We start from the raw sequence: 20,164 nt of genomic DNA on the forward strand, positions 1-20,164 counted from the left end.
ACCGTACAGCCAACGTGGGATAACCACTCGGCTTGTTTCAAGAACACCTCGCCGCGACTTGCGCTCACGGAGTGGTCTCTCTCTGAATACGACAGACCTTCGACGCTCCAGTAGCAGCGCAACCGGGAAGATGACGTGGGGCTCTCCCGCGTGACAAAGAAACGTGTCAGGGTCAACAGCAGCTTGTTCGAGCTCGCTAGTTCGAATAGCCTCGGAAGCTGTCCCGAACGGGATCATGCGTCATAAGACAATTGTGGTCACCCCACAGCATGTCGTAGAGTAAGTTGAACTTAGAGCGCCGCGGCGAGGGGGGGGCTCCCGCTGCGAGTGCGCCAGGATCGCATCGAATCATCGCTCTTCTGCGCAGAGCCGGGTCAAGAGGGGGCCGGCAGCAGGAGAAGCACGGCCACTGCACGCGGGCGATCTCTCACTCGGCGGGTCGGTAGATCCGCTTCGACATGGCGACGACGCACACCGGGACCGCAGACCGGGCCGGGCGAACCGCAGCACGGCGCCTCTGCTGCGCAGCTCGCGCTGCGCGCGCGGCGGCCCTGCTCGCGGAGTTCGGCGCCGCGACGGCGAGACGAGGCGGTCGGATGCGGGAGTTCGAACATCAGATCAGGTCTGTTTGACGAGCGAAGAAGTAGGAGGGGACTTCATGAGCAGCAGCATCGACGGCCTTAACCTGTCTCCGAAGAGCGTCCACGATGCCGCCGTTGTGCTCGACACCGTGACGGAGCGGCTCATCGCCGCGGGCGACCGGCGCGCCGCGTTCACGGACGTTTACGGGATCGTCACGCGCGCTGTCGCGGCGCAGGTCGAGCGGCGCGACGGCGTGTTCCTCGAACCGGCGTGGATCTCGCGCCTCGCGGGCCGCTTCTGCGAGCGGTACCTCGAGACGCTCCGCTGGTTCGAGCGGGGCGCGGCGCAGGACTGCGGCGCGTGGCACATCGCGTACGCGAGCACGTCATCCCGGTTCACACCGCCCGTGCAGAACGCCCTGCTCGGGTTCAGCGCCCACATCAACTACGACCTGGTCTTCGGGATCCACGCCACGGTCGTCGAGTTCGGGCACGCGCACGATCCGAGGATGCTCGCGAGGCTCAAGCACGATCACGACGAGGTGAATACGATACTCCGCCGCTCGGTCGCCGAGGCGCTGGCGCGCCTCGCCGCCCGGCACGGCTGCCCTTTGAGCGCGTTCTTCCGCGACAACGCCCCGGACCTCGCGACCTGGGTGGCCATGGAGATGCTGTCGCGCTGGCGCGAGCGCGTCTGGGTCGACGTCGTCGCGCTCCTCGCCGCGCGCGACGCGGGCGAGCGGGCGGCGCTCGCCCGCGGCGTGGAGCAGCGCTCGTCGCGCATCGCGCAGATGCTCGCGCTGCCCGCGATCTATCAGGCGCCCGGCGCGGCGCTCCGCCTCCTGTCGACGGCCGCGTGACGCCGGGGGCGGCCGGCGCGCGCCCCGATCGTAGAATGGGGGCATGAGCAAGCTGCCGAAGGAGCCGCCCTCCCACGAGATCACCCCTCCAGCGCTCTACACCCTGCGCCGGCGCGAGCTCCTGAAGAACGCGGCGCTCTTCGCCGGCACCGCGTCGGCCGTGGGCGGCGGCCTCGTCTGGCTCACGGGCGGCCAGGCTGGCGTGGCGGACACGGCCGGCCGCGGCGCGCCCGGCGGGTCCGCCGCGCCGCCCGTCGACGCGCCCCCGCTCCCGGAGGCGGCGCCGACCCCGGTGACCAGCGGGAGAGACCCGTTCGTCACCGACGAAGCGCGCACCGCCTACGAGGACATCGTGTCCTACAACAACTACTACGAGCTCGGCCTGAGCAAATCCGAGCCGGCCGCGAACGCGGGCCGGCTCCGGCTCCGCCCGTGGAGCGTCGCGTGCGAGGGGGAGGTCAAGAAGCCCGAGGTCATCGATCTCGACACCCTCCTCAGGTGGTTTCCCCTGGAGGAGCGCGTCTATCGCATGCGCTGCGTCGAGGCGTGGTCGATGGTGATCCCCTGGCTCGGGTTCCCGCTCGCCGCGCTGCTCAGGCGCCTCGATCCGACCTCCCGCGCCCGCTACGTCCAGTTCACCACCCTGCTCGATCCAGCGCAGCTCCCCGGCCAGCGGAGCGACGTCCTCGACTGGCCTTACGTCGAGGGGCTGCGGATCGACGAGGCCATGCACCCGCTCACGCTGCTGGCCGTGGGGCTCTACGGCAAGTCGCTGCTCGGACAGAACGGCGCGCCCCTTCGCCTGGTCGTCCCCTGGAAATACGGCTTCAAGGGGTGCAAATCGATCGTGAGCATCAAGCTCACCGAGCGTCAGCCGAAGACGACCTGGAGCCAGGCCGCGCCGGACGAGTACGGGTTCTATGCGAACGTGAACCCCGCGGTGGATCACCCGCGGTGGAGTCAGGCGAGCGAGCGGAGGATCGGTGAGCTGAGGCGCCGTCGCACGCTGCCGTTCAACGGCTATGCGGAGGAGGTCGCCGGCCTTTACAGCGGCATGGACCTGCGGGAGAACTTCTGAGAATGAGCTCGCCAGCGAGGCCGGTGGACCCGTGAGCCCGGTGAGCCCGATGAAGGCGGCGAGCCCGGCGAACCCCGCGGGGACGACGAGGACGCCGCCGCGCGCCGGCGCGCCGGCGGCCCGGAAGCTCGCCTGGCTCCCGCCCGCGATCGTCACGGGCGGCCTGATCCCGCTGGTCGTGCTCGGCCTGCGCGCCGCTACCGGGGCGCTCGGGCCGAACGCCGTCGCCGAGGCGCTGAACCAGCTCGGCCTCCTCGCGCTCGTGCTGCTCGTCGCCTCGCTGGCGGCGACGCCGCTCAGGCTCGCCTCGGGCTGGACGTTCCCGATCCGGATCCGCAAGGCGCTCGGGCTGCTCGCCTTCTTCTACGCGTGCGCCCACTTCCTGACGTACGCCATCGTCGATCAAGGGCTCGACGTCCGCACGATCGTCGAGGACATCACGGAGCGGCCGTTCATCCTCGCCGGCTTCGTCGCGCTCCTCCTGCTGATCCCGCTCGCGGCGACGTCGACCGCGCGCATGCTGAAGCGCCTCGGCGCCGCGCGCTGGAAGCGCCTGCACCGCCTCGCGTATGTCGCCGCCGTCCTCGGGGTGGTGCACTTCTTCCTCCGCGTGAAGAAGGACGCGACGGAGCCGCTGATCTACGCGGCGCTGCTCGCGCTGCTCTTCGCCGCGCGCATCGTCAGCGCCGTCCTGCACAGACGCGCGGCGTCGCGCTGAGCCCTGCGCCACGTCGTCGCCGGGCGACGAAGCTGCCGCGCTGCGCGGCGAGTTCGGATAGCATCGCGCCTTGACCGCGAACGCGTGAGGACCGCCGCATGAAGCTCTTCACCCTCGGGGACAGCATCTCTCAAGGCCTCATGTCGCTCGGCGTGGCGCGCACCCACCTCGCCTACTCGACGTGGATCGCGCGCGCGCTCGGCGTCGAGGTCGGCGACGGGTTCTCGAGCCCGGCGTACCGCGTCCCCGACTACCCGGCCCACGGGCTCCTCCTCGATCTCGAGGTGGTGCTCCGCCGCCTCTACCTCGCCTTCGGATCGAGGATCGAGGGGCTCGAGTGGGCCGCGTTCGTCACCGAGATCAACCGGGTGCTCGACGTGGCCGAGGACCACTACGAGCGCGGCGAGGGGGCCGGCCCGTACCGCGGGGGGAGCGTCCCCTGGTTCCACAACGTCTCGGTGTACGGCTACGACGTGGCCGACGCGTGGCTCGTGACGCCGGCGCTCTGCGAGGAGCGGATCGCGGCCGCGCCCGGCGCCGGCGACGGCTTCCTCCATGTCCCGAGCGCGTCGTTCTACCGGACGGCGCTCCGCGTCCTCAACCCCTCACGGGACCCGCGCCTCGACGGGTTCAGCCAGCTCGACTGGCTCGCGCACCACGCGCGCGGCGAGGGCGTCGAGAGCCTCCTCCTCTGGCTCGGCCCGAACAACGCGGTCGGCTCGGCGATCCTCCTCAGCATCGCGGCGACCGAGGACAGGCCGGACCGGCGGCCCGTGTCGCTCAGCTTCGACGAGCGCACCCGCGCGCAGTGGAACCTCTGGATGCCCGACGACTTCGTCGCCGAGTACGGCGAGCTGCTCGACCGCATCGACACGATCATGCGGCGCAACGAGCACCCGGGCTGGCGCGTGTTCGTGGCCAACGTGCCCCACGTGACGATCGCGCCCATCGCCGCCGGCGTCGGCGACCCGCGCCCGGGCTCTCCGCGCTACTTCCCCTACTACACGTACCCCCCGCTCGCGCAGGGCCCCCGCCTGGTCAAGGCCGGCGCGCCGCACCTCACGGAGATGGACGCGCGGTTCATCGACGCGACGGTCGACGCCTGCAACGCGCAGATCGCCGCGCTGATCGAGGAGAGGAACGCCCGCCACCGGGCCCGGCGATATCACCTCGTCGACATCTCCGGCAGCCTGGACAGGCTCGCGTACCGGCGCAGCGGCGGCGAGCCCACGTACGAGTTCCCCGCGTACTTCAAGGACGGCGTCGCGGCGCCGATGGACACCCGCTACTACCACGTCGACCGCGCCGGGCGCCGCAAGGCGGGCGGCATCGTGAGCCTCGACGGCGTGCACCCGAGCGTCATCGGCCAGGGGCTCCTCGCCCACGAGTTCCTCAAGGTCATGAAGGCGGCCGGCGTGGAGGGCGCCGACCCGGATCGCCTGCCCTGGCCCAGGATCGTGGCGAGCGACACGCTCTACCAGGACCCGATCCCGCTGATGGAGGAGGTCTACGAGCACGAGGAGCTCGCGGCCGCGGCGCTGGCTGCCCACCGGCACATCTTCGGCGGGTTCCAGGGGCGGCGCGGGAGCATCAAGGACTTCTGAGGGACGAGACGACGACGGCCGGCAGCGGCCACGGTGACGGCGCGCTCACGGCACCGCCGGCGGGCTCCCGCGCAGCATGAAATAGATGAGCACCCCGGTGACGGACACGTAGAGCCAGAGGGGCAGCGTCACCCGGGCGACCCGGGCGTGCTTCGCGAAGTTCGCCTTGTAGGCGAAGTAGAACGACGTCAGCGCGAGCGGCACGATCCCCGCCGAGAGCACGATGTGCGAGATGAGGACGGCGAAATAGACGGCGCGGAGCGGCCCGGTGCCCTGGTACTTCGTGTCGCCGTGCACGAAGTGGTAGGCGAGGTAGCCGACGAGGAACAGCGACGAGGCGACGAACGCCGAGACCATCAGGTACTTGTGCACGACGATCGCGCGGCGCTTGATCGCGATCCAGCCCGCGACGAGCAGCGTGGCCGCCGTCGCGTTCAGGGCGGCGTTCAGCGGCGGCATGAAGCGGAGATCGGCGCCGCCCGCGCCTCGCCGGATGATGAGGATGTAGGCGAGGAACGCCAGCGCCGCCGCGGAGAGCACGGCGTTGAAGATGTAGAACGAACGGTCGCTGGTGCGGGTGAGCAGGCCGACGGGCTTCAAGGGGCTCGACGCGTGTGTCGACATCGCGCGGTCCATACCAGAGGAGCGCGCTGGGCGCGAACGCGGGCGACCGAGCGGGCGCGGGCGCCAGCGGCGGGCTACGCGGAGCTCGGCGCGATGCCCATGGGCGGGCTGCGGTCCGCGTTCCGGAGCGGCTCGCGCATGGTCACGAACTCCTCGGCCGCGGTCGGGTGGATGCCGATCGTGGCGTCGAACTGCGCCTTGGTCGCGCCGCACTTCAGCGCGACGGCGAAGCCCTGGATGATCTCGCCGGCGTCCGGCCCGACCATGTGGACGCCGAGGACCCTGTCGGTCGCCCTGTCGACGACGAGCTTCATCATCGTCTTCTCCTCGCGCCCGGAGAGGGTGTGCTTCAGCGGGCGGAAGGTCGAGAGGTAGACGACGACGTCGTGGTGCTCGCGCGCCTGCGACTCCGAGAGGCCGACGGTGCCGACGTTCGGCTGGCTGAAGACGGCGGTCGGGATGCCGGCGTAGTCCACGCGCGCGGGCTCGCCGCGGAAGAGGCTCTTCACGAGCGCCATCGCCTCGGCGATGGCCACGGGCGTGAGCTGCACGCGCGCGATCACGTCGCCGAGCGCGTAGATCGACGGGATCGAGGTCTGGAACGCGTCGTCCACCACGACCGCGCCGTCCTCGTCGAGCACCACGCCGACCTCCTCGAGGCCGAGCCCCCTGGTCTTCGGCAGGCGCCCCGTCGCGTACAGCACGCCGTCGGCCTCGAGGTCGGTGCCGTCGGCGAGCGTCGCGCAGAGCCCGTCGCCGCGCCGCTCGATGTTCTCGACGCTCGCGCCGAGGCGGAGGTCGAGGCCCTTCTTCTGGATCTCGGCGGCGAGGAACGCGCGGATGTCATCGTCGAAGCCGCGCAGCAGGTGCACGCCGCGGTGGACCAGCGACACCTTGGCCCCGAGCCCGTGGAAGATGCCGGCGAGCTCGACCGCGATGTAGCCGCCGCCGACGATCACCACGCGCCTCGGCATGGTCTGGAAGTGGAATGCGTCGTCGGAGGTGACGGCGAGCTCCCGCCCCGGCACGTCGGGGATCCAGGGATAGCTGCCGGTCGCGACGAGGATCCGCTCGGCGGTGACGGCGGCGCCGTCGATCTCGACGGTGTGGGGCTCGACGATCCTGGCCTGCCCCCAGCGGATGTCGGCGCCCGAGTTCTTCAGGAGCCGCTCGTAGACGCCGTTGAGTCGCTCGATCTCCTTGTTCTTGTTGCGGAGGAACGTCGACCAGTCGAACGACGGCCCGCCGTGCCCGTTCCCGCCGGCGCCGTGGCCGGGCACGGTCCAGCCGTAGCCGGCGGCGTCCTCGAAGTCCTCGGCGTAGTGCGAGGCGTAGACGAGGAGCTTCTTCGGGATGCACCCGAGGTTGACGCAGGTGCCGCCGAGGTGGCGCGACTCGGCGACGGCGACCCGGGCGCCGCAGGAAGCGGCCATGCGGGCTGCGCGCACGCCGCCGGAGCCGGCGCCGATGACGAACAGATCGTAATCGTACTTGGACATGGTCGCGACTATGCCCCATGCGGGGCGCGGTCGCCGCGCAGCGTGCGCCGGACCGACGTCGCGGCGGGCGGTCACCCGAGGCGCGGGCGGCGACCCGAGGCGCCGGCGGTGACCCGAGGCGCCGGCCCGCGGCGCCGGCCCGCGGCGCCGCTCCTCTCGGCCACACGACGGGGATTCTGCTAGGGTCGCGCCGTTGCGCTCCTCGACCCACACCGGAACCTTCGCGGCCGCCGCGCCGCCGGGCGACGGCGCCCTGCCCGAGCGGCGCGCGCCGCGCGACGGCGCCCTGCGCGAGCCGCGCGACGGCGCCCTGCCCGAGCGGCGCGCGCCGCGCCTCCGGGCGCGCGCGCGCCGCGCCCTGCCGTTCGCGCTGGCGATCGGGCTCGTCGCTTTCGTCCTCGGCCGGCTCGACTTCGGCGCCTTCCGGGCCGCCCTGTCGCGCGTCGACGCCCCGCTCTTCGGCGCGTCCGCCGCCCTCTTCATCCTCGCGCTCCTCGCCGCCGACACGTTCGCGACCGTCCTCGTCTACCGCCGCCTGATCGCCCCCGTCGCCTTCCGCGATTTCTTCGTCCTCCGCGGCGCCTCCTACCTCCCGTCGCTGCTCAACCACCACGTCGGCCAGGCGTTCATCACCGTCTTCCTCGCGCGCGCGCACGGCGTGCCGCTCGCGCGCGTCGCCGGCGCGACGCTCGTCGTCTACGCCTCGTGGCTCGGCTGCCTGCTCCTCCTGGGCGCGATCGCCGTGCCGGCGAACGGCGGGCCGCTCGCCGTGTCCGCCCTGCTCCTCGGCGCGGGCGTCCTCTACCTCGCCATCCTCGCGGTGCGCCCTGCCCGCCTCGCCCGCACGCGGCTCCTCGCCCCGCTCTTCGAGGCGGGGGTGCGCGGCCACCTCGTCGCCCTCGCCGCGCGCGTGCCGCACGTCGTCGTCCTGTTCGTCGGCACCTGGCTCCCCTTCTGGTTCTTTGGCGTGCGCATCCCCCTCGGGGCTGCCCTGACCTACATCCCGATCCTCATGGTGGCGGTGACGCTCCCCCTCACCCCGCAGGGCTTCGGCACGCGCGACGTGCTCGCCGCCGCGCTGTTCGAGGGCTTCGCGGCCGGCGTCACGCGCGAGGAGCGCCTGGCCGCCATCGCGGCCGCGACGACGACGTGGGCGGTGGCGCTCACCCTCGTCGAGGCCGCGCTCGGTCTGGCCCTGCTCCGTGGCGCATTGCCCCACGTCGAGGCGAAGGACGCCGCCGGCGCTGCCCCCTCCGAGGCCGCCCCCTCCCGCGCTCCTCGCAGCGAGCCGGGTTGACGCGGTTGGACGCGCCGCTGTCGCGGCGTTGTCACGGGATTTGCTTAATATCAGGGGCTGGCAGCCGGTAGCCGGGAGCCAGGAGCCAGGTACGGAACGCAGGAGCAGAGAGAGGGGAAGAGAGAACGCCGAGAGAGGGAGCCTGAGACTGGGCAACAGAAGCCGAGAACGACCTCGTGAGGGGTCGACGCGACAGCCTTCGAGCTATAGTCTTTCGTTCCTTGCTGCGCCTTTCGTCCTCTCGGTCTGGCGTTGCCCGCTGAGCGTCGTCGCTCCGGGCGACCCGCGCAGAACGATCATCCGATGAACAACCTCTATCGTTTCCTCGCCTCTTCCGATCACACCGTCGCGCGCGCAGTGCGTCATGTACGACATGAGGTGCGCACCTTCACCCTGCCTGCGCCGCGGCCGCTGGTGGTCCCGATGCGCATGGCGTTCGAGGCGGCGCGCGAGGCGTACTACTTCGGTGCTCGTGTGTTCGTCTGCGAGCCGCATTTCAAGTCGCACTGCACGCAGTACGGCAAGGGTGTACGGACGGGGAACTTCATTCACTACATCCAGGGTCGCGGCGACATCCTCCTTGGCGACAACGTGGTGCTCGACGGCAAGATCAACTTCGTCTTCGCCGCGCGCTTCACGGACCGCCCGACCCTGCGGATCGGCGACAACACCGGGATCGGGCACGACTGCCGGATCATCGTCGGCAAGTCGATCACGATCGGCAAGCACTGCCGGATCGCGGGCGGCGTCTACATCCTCGACTCGAGCGGCCACCCGAGCGATCCGGAGGACCGGAAGCGGGGCCTGCCCCCCGCGGACGGCGAGGTGCGGCCCGTCGTCATCGAGGACAACGTCTGGCTCGGCGCCCGCTCCATGATCTTCCCGGGGGTGACGGTCGGCGAGGGCAGCGTGGTCTCCGCGGGCTCGATCGTCATGGCCGATGTCCCGCCGTACACGGTCGTCGCTGGCAACCCGGCCCGCCGGGTGGCATCACTCCGGACCGAGCCGCCTCCGCCGTTCGTCGAGGCGGCCGCGGGCCGCTCCGACGCGAGGAGCAACGACGCGGGCGGGAGCCGCTCGCTGGCCGACAGCGCATCTTAACCCTGGAGCTCTTGATGGCGATTGAGGTGGAGAAGGTGATCGATGTCATCGTCACGGTCGGCAGCCTGCCCGCTGCGATCCAGCCCGATGACGACATCTACGACGCGGGGTTCTCCTCGATTCGCGCGCTCCAGCTCCTCACCGAGCTGGAGGACAAGTTCAACGTGACCCTGCCCGACGACAGGTTCAGCGTCGCCCGCACGCCGCGCGCGCTGAGCGAGCTCATCCAGGAGCTTACCCCGTGAGGAAGACCGTCACCGTCGAGCTCGCGACGCCTGCGACCGAGATGGCGCAGGAGGAGATCCCGAAGCAGATCGCCTTCCTCTCGAAGGAGATCTCGAGCATCCGCTTCGTCCGCGAGGGCGCCGCGCTCGAGTTCGAGGCCCCCGAGGAGCGCGCTGTCGACCTCGCGCGCGCGGCCGAGGCCCTCGCGCGCAACATGCAGCGCAGCCTGCGGCAGCTCACGCGCAAGCTCGTGTACCGCAGCCCGGCGTGCGACCGCGTGGAGTTCCGCGGCGGCGCGCTCCCTGACGGGATCACGCAGATGGGCCAGGGCCAGGTCGCGCTCGAGGGGCTGCCGCTGCGGCTCTACCGCTACTTCGATCGCTCGCTGGAGGCGCTCGGCGCGCCGTTCTCGCCGAGCCCGATCCTCGTGCCGACCTTGATCCCGGCGGCGACGCTGGCGAAGTGCGACTACTTCCGGTCGTTCCCCCACATCGTCACGTTCACGTGCCACCTGCCGGAGGACATGCCGCGCATCGAGGACTTCCGCGCGCGGCACCAGGACCGGGAGACGCTCGACGAGCGGGCGCTGAGCGACATGGCGCACCCCGAGGTGTGCCTCTCGCCGGCCGTCTGTTACCACGTGTACGCCGCGAACCGCGATCGCGTGCTGCCGGCCGCCGGCGCGCGCTACGCGCTCGCGGGCCGCTGCTTCCGCTACGAGTCGAGCAAGATGGTCGATCTGCGGCGGCTCTGGGAGTTCACGATGCGGGAGATCGTCTTCCTCGGCTCGCGGGAGAACGTCCTCGGGCTACGCGAGCAGGGGAACGAGCTCGTGGCGCGCTACCTCGACGAGCACCGGCTGGCCGGCGAGATCCGGACGGCGAGCGACCCGTTCTTCATCGCGCCGGACGCGGCCGCGAAGACGTACTTCCAGATCAGCAGCGAGACGAAGTACGAGATCTCGCTGATGCTCCCGGACGACGAGCGGGTCGCCGCCGGCTCGCTGAACTACCACACCGACTTCTTCGGCCGCGCGTTCAGCTGCAACATCGAGGGCGCGGGCCCGATGCACAGCGTGTGCATCGCGTTCGGCCTGGAGCGGTGGGTGTACGCGTTCCTCGCCCAGCACGGCAGCGACCCGGCCCGGTGGCCGGAGATCGTGCGGCGCGCCCCCGAGATGGCGGGCCTGTAGACCGACCGCGGTTCCGTCTCCCGGGTGTTTCTGCGAGGCTCGCGGCCATGCAGATCGAGCATGTCGACCCGGTGGCCGCGGCGGAGGAGGCCAGCCTCGTCCTGCGCGAGGCGTGGCCGCCGCCGGCCCTCCATTACACGGCCGACTACCTGCGGTGGCAGCTCAGCTTCCCCGGCCCGGCGCCGCGGGCCGTGCTCGCGCGCGTCGGCGGCGAGCCGGCCGGCTTCATCGGCGTCGCGCCGCGCCGCTTCCGCTTCCGCGGCGTCGCGTCGGATGGATACGTGCTGTCGTTCGTGAGCGTGCGCCCGCGGTTCCAGGGTCAGGGGCTGGCGAGCCGGCTGTACGCGGAGCTCCTCGCCGGGCTCCGCGCGTCCGGCCTGCCGATCGTTGTGTTCGTGGAGGCGCAGTCCGCGCCCGCCAGGCGCGTGCTCCTCAGGGCCGTCGACCAGGCCGGGTTCCAGCGGAAGGCGCTGGCCGCGTGCCGCAACCACGGCTTCGTCCCCCGCGCGAGCGCCGCTCCGCTGCAGACCGTGGCCGCGCCGGCGGCGGTGGAGGACGTGCTCGCGGCGATCGCGGCGTGCGGTGAGGAGCGCGTGCTGTGGTCGGCGCCCGACGCGGCGCAGCTCGAGCACAGCCTGCGCGATCCCCGGCCGCGGCGGCTGCTGCGCGTCGAGGAGGCGGGCCGGGCCGTCGGCGCCGCGGCGGTGTTCCTGTCGGAGGTCGCGACCGCCGCCGGGGTCGAGCGGGTGGCGACGGTCGACGCGCTCTACCTGCCGGAGCCGACCGCCGACCGGGTCGCGGCGGTGCTGCGCGCGGCCTCGACGGCGTTCGCCGGGGAGGCGACCGTGCCGGCGGTGAGCGCGCCCAACCTGGCGATCGTCCCCGGGGACCAGCTCAGGCCGGCCGGCGCGCGCCCGACGGCCGCGACCTTCGACGCGTTCGTCGTGCACCCCGAGGGCGGGCCGTGGCTGGACGCCGAGGTGACCAACCTCGAGGTCGTCTGAGGCGGAGGCGCGGCGAGGGCGTCCATCTGCGGCGCAGATGGATTCCATGAGACGAATGCCGATTCACAAGATGGATCGGCGGGCACATGCTGGTGCCATGAACAACACCCCTTCGATGCAGGTCCGCCGGTCCAGCGAGCGCGGCTATGCCGACCGCGGCTGGCTCCAGTCGTATCACACGTTCTCGTTCGCCGATTACCACGACCCGGACCACATGGGCTTCCGGGCGCTGCGGGTGATCAACGACGACTACGTCGCTCCGGGGCGCGGGTTCGGGACGCACCCGCACCAGAACATGGAGATCGTCACCTATGTCCTGGAGGGCGAGCTCGAGCACAAGGACAGCATGGGCAACGGATCGATCATCCGACCTGGCGAGGTCCAGCGCATGTCCGCGGGCACGGGCGTGTTCCACAGCGAGGTCAACGCCTCGAAGACGGGCGTGACCCACCTCTTGCAGATATGGATCGTGCCGGACCGGAGCGGGTACGAGCCGAGCTACGAGCAGAAGGCGTTCTCCGAAGAAGAGCGCCGGGGCAAGCTGCGGCTGGTCGCCTCGCGGGACGGGCGCGAGGGATCGGTGACGGTCCACCAGGACGTGAGCGTGTTCGTCGGGCTCCTCGGGCAAGGACAGGAGGCGCGGTACGAGCTATCGGCTGGCCGCAATGCCTGGGTCCACGTCGCGCGCGGGAGCGTCGAGCTGAACGGGACGCTGCTCGAGGCGGGGGACGCGGCGTCCGTCAGGGCGGGCGGGTCGCTGCGCCTCGTCGGGAAGGACCAGGGAGAGGTGCTGTTGTTCGACCTGGCGTGAGACGCGCGTGAGGCCCTGCGTGAAGCGCGGGCCAGCCATCCTGTCGGCTCATCGGCCCTCATCTCTCGGCGTCATCAGCCGCGCCATCTCGAGATCATCGGGCCGCCCGCGCTCGCCGAGCGCGCGCGCGACGCGCGCCTGGTCGGCGGGCGAGCGGTTCTGGCTCAGCTTGAACTTGCCCTCGAGGCGCTCGATCGCGATCGAGAACCCCACGATCCCCCGGAGCAGGCTCTCGTGGAGCTCGCGATCGAGCTCGCGCGTGCTCCAGGGCTCGGGCGCGCCGCGCTCGTGGATGGCGGCGAGATCATCGAGCAGCGCTGTCAGGTCGTCGCGGCTCATCGGGCCAGACGCGTGTCCGTGGGCGTGCACCACGGCGTAGTTCCAGGTCGGCACCTGCTTTCCGGGCTCCTCGTACCATCGCGCCGAGACGTACCCGTGCGGCCCAGAGAACACCGCGACGACCGGCCTGCCCTCCGTCGCCAGCCTCCAGATCGGGTTCGTGCGCGCGACGTGGGCGCGGAGGCGCCCGTGGGGCCCCGCGCCGCGATCGAGCACGAAAGGCAGGTGCGCGATCTCGATACCGCCCTGCTCGTCCTGCACCATGAGGCAGCCGAAGCTATAGGCATCGATGAGATCGAGCTGTCGATCGAGGCAAGTCTCCACGAAGACCCTGGGCGAGTACATGCCGGGAGCTTACACCCGTCCCGCCGCGCGGATCATCCGGCCGCGCGCGCGAGCCTCGGCGCGGCGCAGGGCCCGCGAGCGCCGGTCGGCCATCCAGCGGGCTGGACCGCGCGCGCGCCGCGCGGGAGCCCGCCTCGCGGCGCGGGCGCTCCGCGCGGCGCGGGGAGGAGCGCCGCCTGACGGCGATTCCGGTGTCCACCCAGCTTGCTGGCGGGCGGCGCCCGCTACATAGAGCAATCCATGGATGCCATCGAACTTCTCGAACGCCATCACCGCGAGCTAGAGCAGCAGTTTTCCGGCCTCAAGAAGGCCTCTTCCGTCTCGCCTGAGCAGTTCTCCACGGCCGCGGACCTCCTCGCCACCCACATCACCATCGAGGAGCAGCACTTTTACCCGGCGGTCCGGGCCCGCCGCACCGAGGATATCCTCCTCGAGTCGCTGGAGGAGCACCTGTCCCTCAAGCGGGTGCTGGCCGATCTCCTGGCCCTGGAGACCACGGACGAGAAGTTCGGGCCCAAGCTCCACGTGCTCGCCGAGCAGCTCGAGCACCACCACAAGGAGGAGGAAGAGAACCTCTTCCCCAAGGTCAAGAAGCTCCTCGACGACGCCGGGCGCGAGGAGCTCGGGCAGGAGATGCAGGGCAGGATGAACGAGCTGAAGCGCAGCGAGCCCCGCAAGCTCGTCCTGAGCCAGACCGAGGCCGCAGCGCCCCTCCCCTGAGCGTCGCGCGCAGCCCGTCTCGCGCCCTCCTCGGGGCGCGGTGCGGAGCCTTCGCCCCTCACCCTCGTGAGCCCCGGGACCGCGCAGCGATTGTTGGAAATGACACCAGGACGCAATGCGCGCGTGCCAGCGCTCACGCCAGACCCGCGAGAACGTCGGAGAACGTCGCGCGCTCCCGCAAGCAAGAACACGGTCCGGGCGAATACGATTTTTGTAGAAGGAATTCCCGTACCGTTGTTATCGTATTCTGCCGCGGTTCACGCGGCTGGGGTCCGACACGGCACCGGGTGCCGGGGATGTGACGAGGAAGCTGGTAGAGATGATCTGATGCCACGCGCTGGCTGCTCGGCGCGGCGGGCGCTGCCTGTGGCGGTGATCGCCGGTGCGGGCGAGCGCTGGACAGCGCCCAGAGGGGATCTTCGACGGAGGTAGGATGACCGCTCGACCTGTACTCTCGATAGATACATCCTTCGATCCGGACAGCGCCTTGTTCGCCGCTGGCCGCACGCAGCTCTACGGTCGTATGGGAGAGCAGTTCTCCATCGTACCGTTCGGGCGCGCCAGCGCGGAGCGGAGGAGGATCCTCCGCCAGATCGCCCGCGCGGAGGGCACGGGCAACCCCTTCCGTGCGATCGTGGTGTCGTCCCACGGCAGGACGAGCTGCGTTGTCGACGACGAGTCGCCCGACGGGATCCTGATCTCGCACGAGAGCCCGGCCCCGGAGATCGAGCTCTGGGCGCGCGGTCGCGTGCTCTATTTCTGCAGCGGCGAGACCGCGAGCGGCCCGCTGTTCGACCGGCTCCTCGAGGCGGGGGCGCGCGCGGTGGTCGGGTTCACGGGGAGGCTCTGCGCCACGACGGTCGACGGCAAGTTCTACTGGCGGCAGCTCGATCAGGAGCTCGTGACGTGCGCGTTGCACGACCAGCAGGCCCCGGGGTTCGAGCGGGCGAGGCAGCAGTTCCTGGAGCGCGTCGCGACGCGCCTCGCCGGGCTCCCCGACGGCGCAACCCGCGAGGAGCTCTCGCGGATGATGGACCTGCTCGTATCGATGGTGATCCGCGGCGCCGAGAAGGCCTGACCAGCGCCGCCTCGCCCTCCCCCCGGGACAGGGCCCCCTCCACGCACGAACCGCGCTCCCCCGCATCTCTTCATCTCTGTCCTCTGTGCCCTCTGTGCCTCTGTGGTTCGCTCTCTCTTCTTGAAGCAGAGACGAGCATGATACGCAGGGACAGCGGCCCGAGCGGCCCGGAGATAGAGAGAGAAAATAAACCCGCAGGGGCCCAAGGGAAAGAGAGAGAGAAGAGATCAAGATTCAGCGTCTTCCGCTCTCTTCCTCCTGGGGAATCGCCTCGTTTTGCAGCCATTTTCAGGAGAAATTGAACAGGGAGGCGGGGAGGCGGGGAGACAGAGAGTGTCTGAAGATTTTCCTCCCCGTCTCCCCGCCTCCCTGTGAATTTCTCGAAGAATCCGAGGGGATGCCTCAGCTCTTCCTCCTCCTGGCGCCCTGACGGGTTGTACCCTTCTCGCCCGAGCACCACGCCTGAGCGGCCCTGGTAGGATGCCGCGCGGTCCTGTAGATCCAGGAGGGCGATGAGACGCAATGCCCTGACCTCGCTCTCCTCGGCGACGCTCCTCCTCGTGGCCGCCGGGACCGGCGACGCCCTCGCCAGCACGCCCTCGGCCGCGGCCCGCACGACGTCGTTCCTCGATGGCGGGCGCCGCGTCGCGGTCGAGCGGCTCGGGCCGGCCGCGCTGGAGAGGTCCGGCAGCGCGCTCGCGCCGGTGCGGCTCCACTACCCCGGGGGACGGACAGTCCAGGCGAGCGTGGGCGCGACCGCGATCGTGGAGGTCGAGCCGGGCGCCGAGGGCGCGCTCGCCGCGGCGGGCGTGGAGGTCGTGAGGCCGCTCATGGCCTCGATCGGGCTCTGGCTCGTCAGGGATGCCGGCGGCGGCGACGGCCTCGACCTCGCCGAGCGCCTGCAGGGCGCGGCGAGGCCGGCGTTCCTGCGCGAGGCGATCCCGGACCTGCACGTGCGCCTCGCGGCGCGCGGGGCGCCGTTCACGCCGAACGACCCGCGCCTGCCCGGACAGTGGTACTTCGACGACCTCGGGATGGAAGAGGCCTGGGGGCGCACGCGGGGAGACGCGGCCACATCCATCGTCGTCGTCGACACCGGCTGCGACCTCGATCACCCCGACCTCGCCGCGAAGATGGATCCGGGCCGGGACGTCATCGACGGCGACGACGACCCCACCTACCAGCCGGGCGAGGCCGGCGTGAGCCACGGGACGGCCTGCGCCGGCCTTGTCGCGGCCGACACCGACAACGGCGTGGGCATCGCCGGCGGCTGCCCCGCCTGCAGGGTGCGGTGCGTGCGGCTGCTCGACGACGAGCCGCGGCCCATCTCCCAGTCGGTCGACGCCTTCGAGTTCGCCCTGCAGGTCAACGCCTCCATCGTGTCGAACAGCTGGGGATACGCCGAGCCGATGCCCGTCCCCCGGGTGGTCGAGGACGCGATCAACCGCCTCTTCGAGGCCGGCCGCGACGGGAAAGGGGCGCTCATCCTCTTCGCCGCCGGCAACGACGACCGGGAGATCGGCGAGGACGAGCTCCAGGCCGTGCGCGGCGTCCTCACCGTGGGCGCCGTCAACCACCTGGAGGAGGAGACGTCGTTCACGAACCGCGGGAGCTCCGTGGATCTCGTCGCGCCCACGGGGACGCTGACCACCGACATCGCCGGGAGAGAGGGCGACACCTCGGACGATTACACCTCCCTGTTCGGCGGCACCTCGTCGGCGTGCCCGGTGGCGGCCGGCGTCGCGGGGCTGCTCGTGAGCGCGGCGCCCGAGCTGACCGCGGGCGAGCTCTACGACCTCATGATCCGCACGGCGCGGCCGGCGCCGTACGCGATGCCCGACGAGCGCGGGCACGATCCCATCTTCGGGTACGGGATCATCGATCCGGTCGCGGCGCTCAGGGAGGTGCTCGGGGACGAGCCGCCACCGCCGCCGCCGCTGGACGGCGAGGGCGAGCACGCCGGCGACGAGGCCGAGCAGGGCGGCTGCGCGTGCGCGGCCGCCGGCGCGCGGTCAGGCGAGCGCCGCGGTCTCGTGGCCGCGGCGCTCCTCGGCCTGGCCGCGGCGGCGCGCCGGCGGGCGGGCCGCCAGCGCCGCGGAGGGTGACGTCACGCGAGCGGACGCCGCGCGGCCCGGAGCGCATCCCGGCGCGCGAGCAGCCACGCGCGCGCGTCGGCTTCCGTCGCGAAGAACTCGACGGGATACGATTGCCCGGTGAGGATCTGGACGGTCTTCGCGGCGAGCGTCGAGACGACGCGCAGCGGGAAGCTCGCCCCGAAGACCGCGATCGCATCGAAGCGCACGTCGCGGAGACCGTCCGCCATCGCCTTGCGCGCCGACGGGAGGATGGTGCCGGCGCGGCGCGCATCGGAGAGCACGAGGACCTCGCGGCCGCTGTCCATCAGGCGCCGGCACCCGGCGGCGATCGCGCGCGCCGCGCCTTCCGAGATGTCGCCCACCGTGACGGTGAACAGAAAGCCGTCGGGATCGTCACGGACAAGGCAGGAGCCCGCGTCCTCGGGGCCGGGATCGCTCATGCACAGCATGCTAGCGCTTCGCCGCCGCGGGCGGCGGCTTCACGTGAGCGGCCGGTGAGCAGGGGCCTTCGGGCGCGGCAGCCCGGCGAGACGCCCTGCGAAGGGCGGCCCGCCCCTGCGCTTCCGTCGGCGCACGGCCAACCCGAGCAGCGAAGCGCCGAGCGCGGCGCTGACGGCCGCACCGGAGCCGCCGACAGCAGCGGCCGGCGATCCGACACGGCAGCCGCAACCCCCGTCGGCCCCGCCGTCCGAGCCCTCCGGCGGCGCATCGCCGCCGCTGCCAACGCCGCTGCTGCCACCGCCGCTGCCGCCACCGCCGCTGCCACCGCCGGCGCCGCCCTCCGCGACGGCGCGGCACGCGGCGACCTCGTCGGCCGTGCCGATGCACAGCGTCGGCTTGCGCGACTCGCCGTCTTGCAGGCCGTTCACCACGACGACGGCCAGACCGTCGGCGCCGGCCGTGTCGATCAGCTCCGCGCCGGCGGCGAGGTCGCCCGCGCGCACGACCTCGCCGTACGCGCGGCCGCGACGCGCCGCGAGCAGCAGGGTGAGCCCTTCGAGCTGCGCCGGGTCGTCCGCGGGCGCCGCGAGCGCCGCCGTCATGGTCGCGCGCCCGTCGGGCGGCACGCTGAAGTACTGCGCCGACGCGTGGAAGACGCGGAGCCGGTCGGCGTACGGCGCGGCGACCTCCTGCGGGGCGAGCCCGCGGTAGCCGGCGCCGGCGGCGTAGGAACGCTCGGGATCTGCGGCGGCGCCGGTGAGCAGGTTCCAGGTGGCGAACTCCACGAACGCCTCGCCGAACGTCGCCTCGGCCCGCGACGAGAGCAAGGGGTCGAGCTGCTCGAACCACACCGGATCCGCCTCGCCGAACGCGCCGTCCTCGGCGCGCTCCCAGAGCGATCGGACCGTGCCCTCTCCGTAGCGCTCCTCGAGGAACTGGAAGAAGAGCGCGATGCCGTAGCTGAAGGGGTCGACGGGGCCGCCGAGGGGCACGTCGAGCGATCGATCGACGTTCGAGAGATAGCCGTCGACGAAGCCCTCGAAGTCCCGCAGCGAGGGGTCGAACGACTCGGTCGCCCAGACCGCCGTCCCTTCCTGGATCAGGGTGTCCTGATCGTGATCGTAGGCCGCCTGCACGGCGTGGAAGAGCTCGTGGCTCCCGAGGATCCGGTTCGCGGTCCGCGTCGACGGGTAGCCGTAGCCCTCGTAGTCGTTCTCCTGCGTCATGAAGCCGACGCAGCGGTCCTCGCCGCCGTCGTCGGCGCAGGCGTCGACGCTGAACACCCCGTCGCCGACGCCGGCGAAATCGACGAGGTAGACGTCGAAGCGGCCGTCGCTGCCGTTGTCGGGGAGGTCCTCGTCGCTCTCCGGCGGCCGGAAGCCGAGGACGTCGCGGTAGTGGACGATCACCTCGTCGTAGACGGCCGCGACCTCCTCGACGAAGTCGGGGACGCCCGACGCGTCGGCGTCCGCGGCGGGCACCGCGCTGCGCCCGTCGCGCGCGAAGTGGATCAGGAAGCTCCCCGAGGCCGACGCGAAGGTCTCGACCACGTCGTCCGGATCGAACCGGAACTGGAGCTGGGTTCCGCGCGTGTCGGGCCGGTCGAGCGGCGCCGCGGCGGGCGCGTCGATCGGCCCTGCGGCCGGATCGCCGGCGCCGCAGGCCACGAGCAGGACGGCGAGCGAGGCCGCGGCGCCGGGGCTCCGCGTCACGGGAGGAAGGCCCACCGGATCTGGAAGTTGGCGGAGCCGTTGTCCGTCATCGGGACCATGCCGGTCTCCTGGCACTGCGCCTGGGCCTCGTCGTTGTAGAAGTGCGTGACGGTCAGCTTGAGCATGCGCGCGTCGGCGAGCCCGAGGACGTAGACGAAGCCGCTCATCTTCACGCAGCCGGGGTACGTCCAGTAGCCGGAGAGCGCCGTCGCGGGGGCCTCCAGGCCGGAGCCGTCGGGGATGAGCTCGCAGCTCTCGGTGAAGTACTCGTCGCGGCGGAGCCTCGGGTCGGCGGGGGTCTCGGTGAGCGCGTCGTAGTCCGGCGTGCCCGGGAGCCGCGCCGCCGTCACGCAGGACGGCCCGGAGTGGCCGCTGTTGATGCGCACCACGTAGCGCCGGAACGCGATGTCCCAGTCCATGGATCCGAGCGCGTCCTCGTCGGAGAGCTCGACCTTCTCGAGGCCGCCGTCGGTGAACCGGGCATAGACGTAGGCGTCCGGCTCGGAGGCGAAGGCGCCGCCCGCGGTGGCGTCGACGAACGAGCGGAACCCGCCGCCGTCCGGCTCGTTGCGGATCTCCCCGGGCGCCACGGTCGCCTGGAGGTTCATCTGCTGGAAGACATCGTCCTCGCACGGCACCGGCGTCGGCTCCGCGCACGACGGCCCTGGCTCCGGGGAAGCGCCGCCGCCGCCCTCCGCGCTCGATCCGCCGCCCGCGCCGCCCGCGCCGTCAGGGTCCGTCGGGTCGTCGGAGCCGCACGCGCACAGGGCGAGGAGCGCGAAGCCGGCGGCGAGGAGCGCGGAGGCGGACGAGGACGCGGACGAGGTGCGCATGCGCGG

19 protein-coding genes are annotated in these 20,164 nt (G+C 71.7%); 13 read left to right on the forward strand and 6 right to left on the reverse strand.

The genetic code is table 11. From position 1 onward, the window contains the following. Nucleotides 1-658: 658 nt before the first annotated feature. The 4 genes from WME76_RS31265 to WME76_RS31280 all read left to right on the forward strand — a co-directional run bounded on the left by WME76_RS31265 (nucleotide 659) and on the right by WME76_RS31280 (nucleotide 4,841). The gene (locus WME76_RS31265; protein WP_437955906.1) at nucleotides 659-1,441 is read left to right on the forward strand and encodes a DUF5995 family protein; all 783 of its coding nucleotides are present in this window, start codon (nucleotides 659-661) and stop codon (nucleotides 1,439-1,441) included. Between the two features lie 43 nt (nucleotides 1,442-1,484). Next, the gene (gene msrP, locus WME76_RS31270) at nucleotides 1,485-2,519 is read left to right on the forward strand and encodes a protein-methionine-sulfoxide reductase catalytic subunit MsrP (RefSeq protein ID WP_437955907.1); all 1,035 of its coding nucleotides are present in this window, start codon (nucleotides 1,485-1,487) and stop codon (nucleotides 2,517-2,519) included. Nucleotides 2,520-2,568: 49 nt separating this feature from the next. After that, nucleotides 2,569-3,237 carry a protein-methionine-sulfoxide reductase heme-binding subunit MsrQ gene (locus tag WME76_RS31275; protein ID WP_437962173.1) on the forward strand — a complete coding sequence of 223 codons (669 nt, stop codon included), beginning with the start codon at nucleotides 2,569-2,571 and terminating at the stop codon, nucleotides 3,235-3,237. A 98-nt stretch (nucleotides 3,238-3,335) separates the two neighbouring features. Further along, nucleotides 3,336-4,841, forward strand: a complete 1,506-nt coding sequence (locus WME76_RS31280; RefSeq protein ID WP_437955908.1) for a hypothetical protein — start codon at nucleotides 3,336-3,338, stop codon at nucleotides 4,839-4,841. Between the two features lie 45 nt (nucleotides 4,842-4,886). Here the strand turns inward: WME76_RS31280 and WME76_RS31285 are convergent, their stop codons facing one another. Next, a complete protein-coding gene (locus WME76_RS31285; protein WP_437285872.1) occupies nucleotides 4,887-5,477 on the reverse strand; it encodes a DUF420 domain-containing protein in 591 nt (196 codons plus the stop codon). Nucleotides 5,478-5,539: 62 nt separating this feature from the next. Beyond that, nucleotides 5,540-6,964 (reverse strand): glutathione-disulfide reductase, encoded by a 1,425-nt coding sequence (gene gor / locus WME76_RS31290; protein WP_437955909.1) that lies wholly within the window; start codon nucleotides 6,962-6,964, stop codon nucleotides 5,540-5,542. 193 nt (nucleotides 6,965-7,157) lie between these two features. On the opposite strand from gor, the gene WME76_RS31295 reads away from it, so the two are divergent. The 6 genes from WME76_RS31295 to WME76_RS31320 all read left to right on the forward strand — a co-directional run bounded on the left by WME76_RS31295 (nucleotide 7,158) and on the right by WME76_RS31320 (nucleotide 12,594). Continuing rightward, nucleotides 7,158-8,261, forward strand: a complete 1,104-nt coding sequence (locus tag WME76_RS31295) for a lysylphosphatidylglycerol synthase domain-containing protein (RefSeq protein ID WP_437955910.1) — start codon at nucleotides 7,158-7,160, stop codon at nucleotides 8,259-8,261. Between the two features lie 303 nt (nucleotides 8,262-8,564). Then, nucleotides 8,565-9,362 carry an acyltransferase gene (locus tag WME76_RS31300; RefSeq protein ID WP_437955911.1) on the forward strand — a complete coding sequence of 266 codons (798 nt, stop codon included), beginning with the start codon at nucleotides 8,565-8,567 and terminating at the stop codon, nucleotides 9,360-9,362. A 14-nt stretch (nucleotides 9,363-9,376) separates the two neighbouring features. Next, on the forward strand, nucleotides 9,377-9,607 hold the full coding sequence (locus WME76_RS31305; protein WP_437955912.1) for an acyl carrier protein: 231 nt from the start codon (nucleotides 9,377-9,379) through the stop codon (nucleotides 9,605-9,607). Continuing rightward, nucleotides 9,604-10,779, forward strand: a complete 1,176-nt coding sequence (locus tag WME76_RS31310) for a hypothetical protein (protein ID WP_437955913.1) — start codon at nucleotides 9,604-9,606, stop codon at nucleotides 10,777-10,779. Before WME76_RS31305 ends, WME76_RS31310 begins: the two co-directional genes overlap by 4 nt. 47 nt (nucleotides 10,780-10,826) lie before the next feature. Then, nucleotides 10,827-11,783: a GNAT family N-acetyltransferase gene (locus WME76_RS31315; protein ID WP_437955914.1), complete on the forward strand. Its 957-nt coding sequence runs from the start codon at nucleotides 10,827-10,829 to the stop codon at nucleotides 11,781-11,783. A 97-nt stretch (nucleotides 11,784-11,880) separates the two neighbouring features. Beyond that, entirely contained in the window at nucleotides 11,881-12,594 is a 714-nt protein-coding gene (locus tag WME76_RS31320; RefSeq protein WP_437285879.1) for a pirin family protein, read from the forward strand. 48 nt (nucleotides 12,595-12,642) lie between these two features. On the opposite strand, the gene WME76_RS31325 is transcribed toward WME76_RS31320, so the two are convergent. Continuing rightward, nucleotides 12,643-13,278, reverse strand: a complete 636-nt coding sequence (locus tag WME76_RS31325) for an FMN-binding negative transcriptional regulator (RefSeq protein WP_437955915.1) — start codon at nucleotides 13,276-13,278, stop codon at nucleotides 12,643-12,645. A 240-nt stretch (nucleotides 13,279-13,518) separates the two neighbouring features. Between WME76_RS31325 and WME76_RS31330 the strand changes: the two genes are divergently transcribed. The 3 genes from WME76_RS31330 to WME76_RS31340 all read left to right on the forward strand — a co-directional run bounded on the left by WME76_RS31330 (nucleotide 13,519) and on the right by WME76_RS31340 (nucleotide 17,181). Beyond that, nucleotides 13,519-13,998, forward strand: a complete 480-nt coding sequence (locus WME76_RS31330) for a hemerythrin domain-containing protein (protein ID WP_437955916.1) — start codon at nucleotides 13,519-13,521, stop codon at nucleotides 13,996-13,998. Nucleotides 13,999-14,431: 433 nt separating this feature from the next. Then, a complete protein-coding gene (locus WME76_RS31335; protein ID WP_437955917.1) occupies nucleotides 14,432-15,076 on the forward strand; it encodes a hypothetical protein in 645 nt (214 codons plus the stop codon). Nucleotides 15,077-15,588: 512 nt separating this feature from the next. After that, nucleotides 15,589-17,181 (forward strand): S8 family peptidase, encoded by a 1,593-nt coding sequence (locus tag WME76_RS31340; protein ID WP_437955918.1) that lies wholly within the window; start codon nucleotides 15,589-15,591, stop codon nucleotides 17,179-17,181. 2 nt (nucleotides 17,182-17,183) lie between these two features. Here the strand turns inward: WME76_RS31340 and WME76_RS31345 are convergent, their stop codons facing one another. Genes WME76_RS31345 through WME76_RS31355 form a run of 3 tightly spaced genes read right to left on the reverse strand, consistent with a single transcriptional unit; the run spans nucleotide 17,184 to nucleotide 20,158 of the window. Then, nucleotides 17,184-17,612, reverse strand: a complete 429-nt coding sequence (locus tag WME76_RS31345) for an STAS/SEC14 domain-containing protein (protein ID WP_437955919.1) — start codon at nucleotides 17,610-17,612, stop codon at nucleotides 17,184-17,186. A gap of 39 nt (nucleotides 17,613-17,651) precedes the next feature. Then, complete coding sequence (locus WME76_RS31350) at nucleotides 17,652-19,325, reverse strand: MXAN_6640 family putative metalloprotease (protein WP_437955920.1); 1,674 nt, start codon at nucleotides 19,323-19,325, stop codon at nucleotides 17,652-17,654. After that, nucleotides 19,322-20,158: an HmuY family protein gene (locus tag WME76_RS31355; RefSeq protein ID WP_437955921.1), complete on the reverse strand. Its 837-nt coding sequence runs from the start codon at nucleotides 20,156-20,158 to the stop codon at nucleotides 19,322-19,324. The genes WME76_RS31350 and WME76_RS31355 overlap by 4 nt, the downstream gene beginning before the upstream one ends. Between the last annotated feature and the right edge of the window lie 6 nt (nucleotides 20,159-20,164).

It is taken from the genome of Sorangium sp. So ce119, from assembly GCF_051524405.1.
In the GTDB taxonomy this organism is placed as follows: Bacteria; Myxococcota_A; Polyangia; order Polyangiales; family Polyangiaceae; genus Sorangium; species Sorangium cellulosum_G.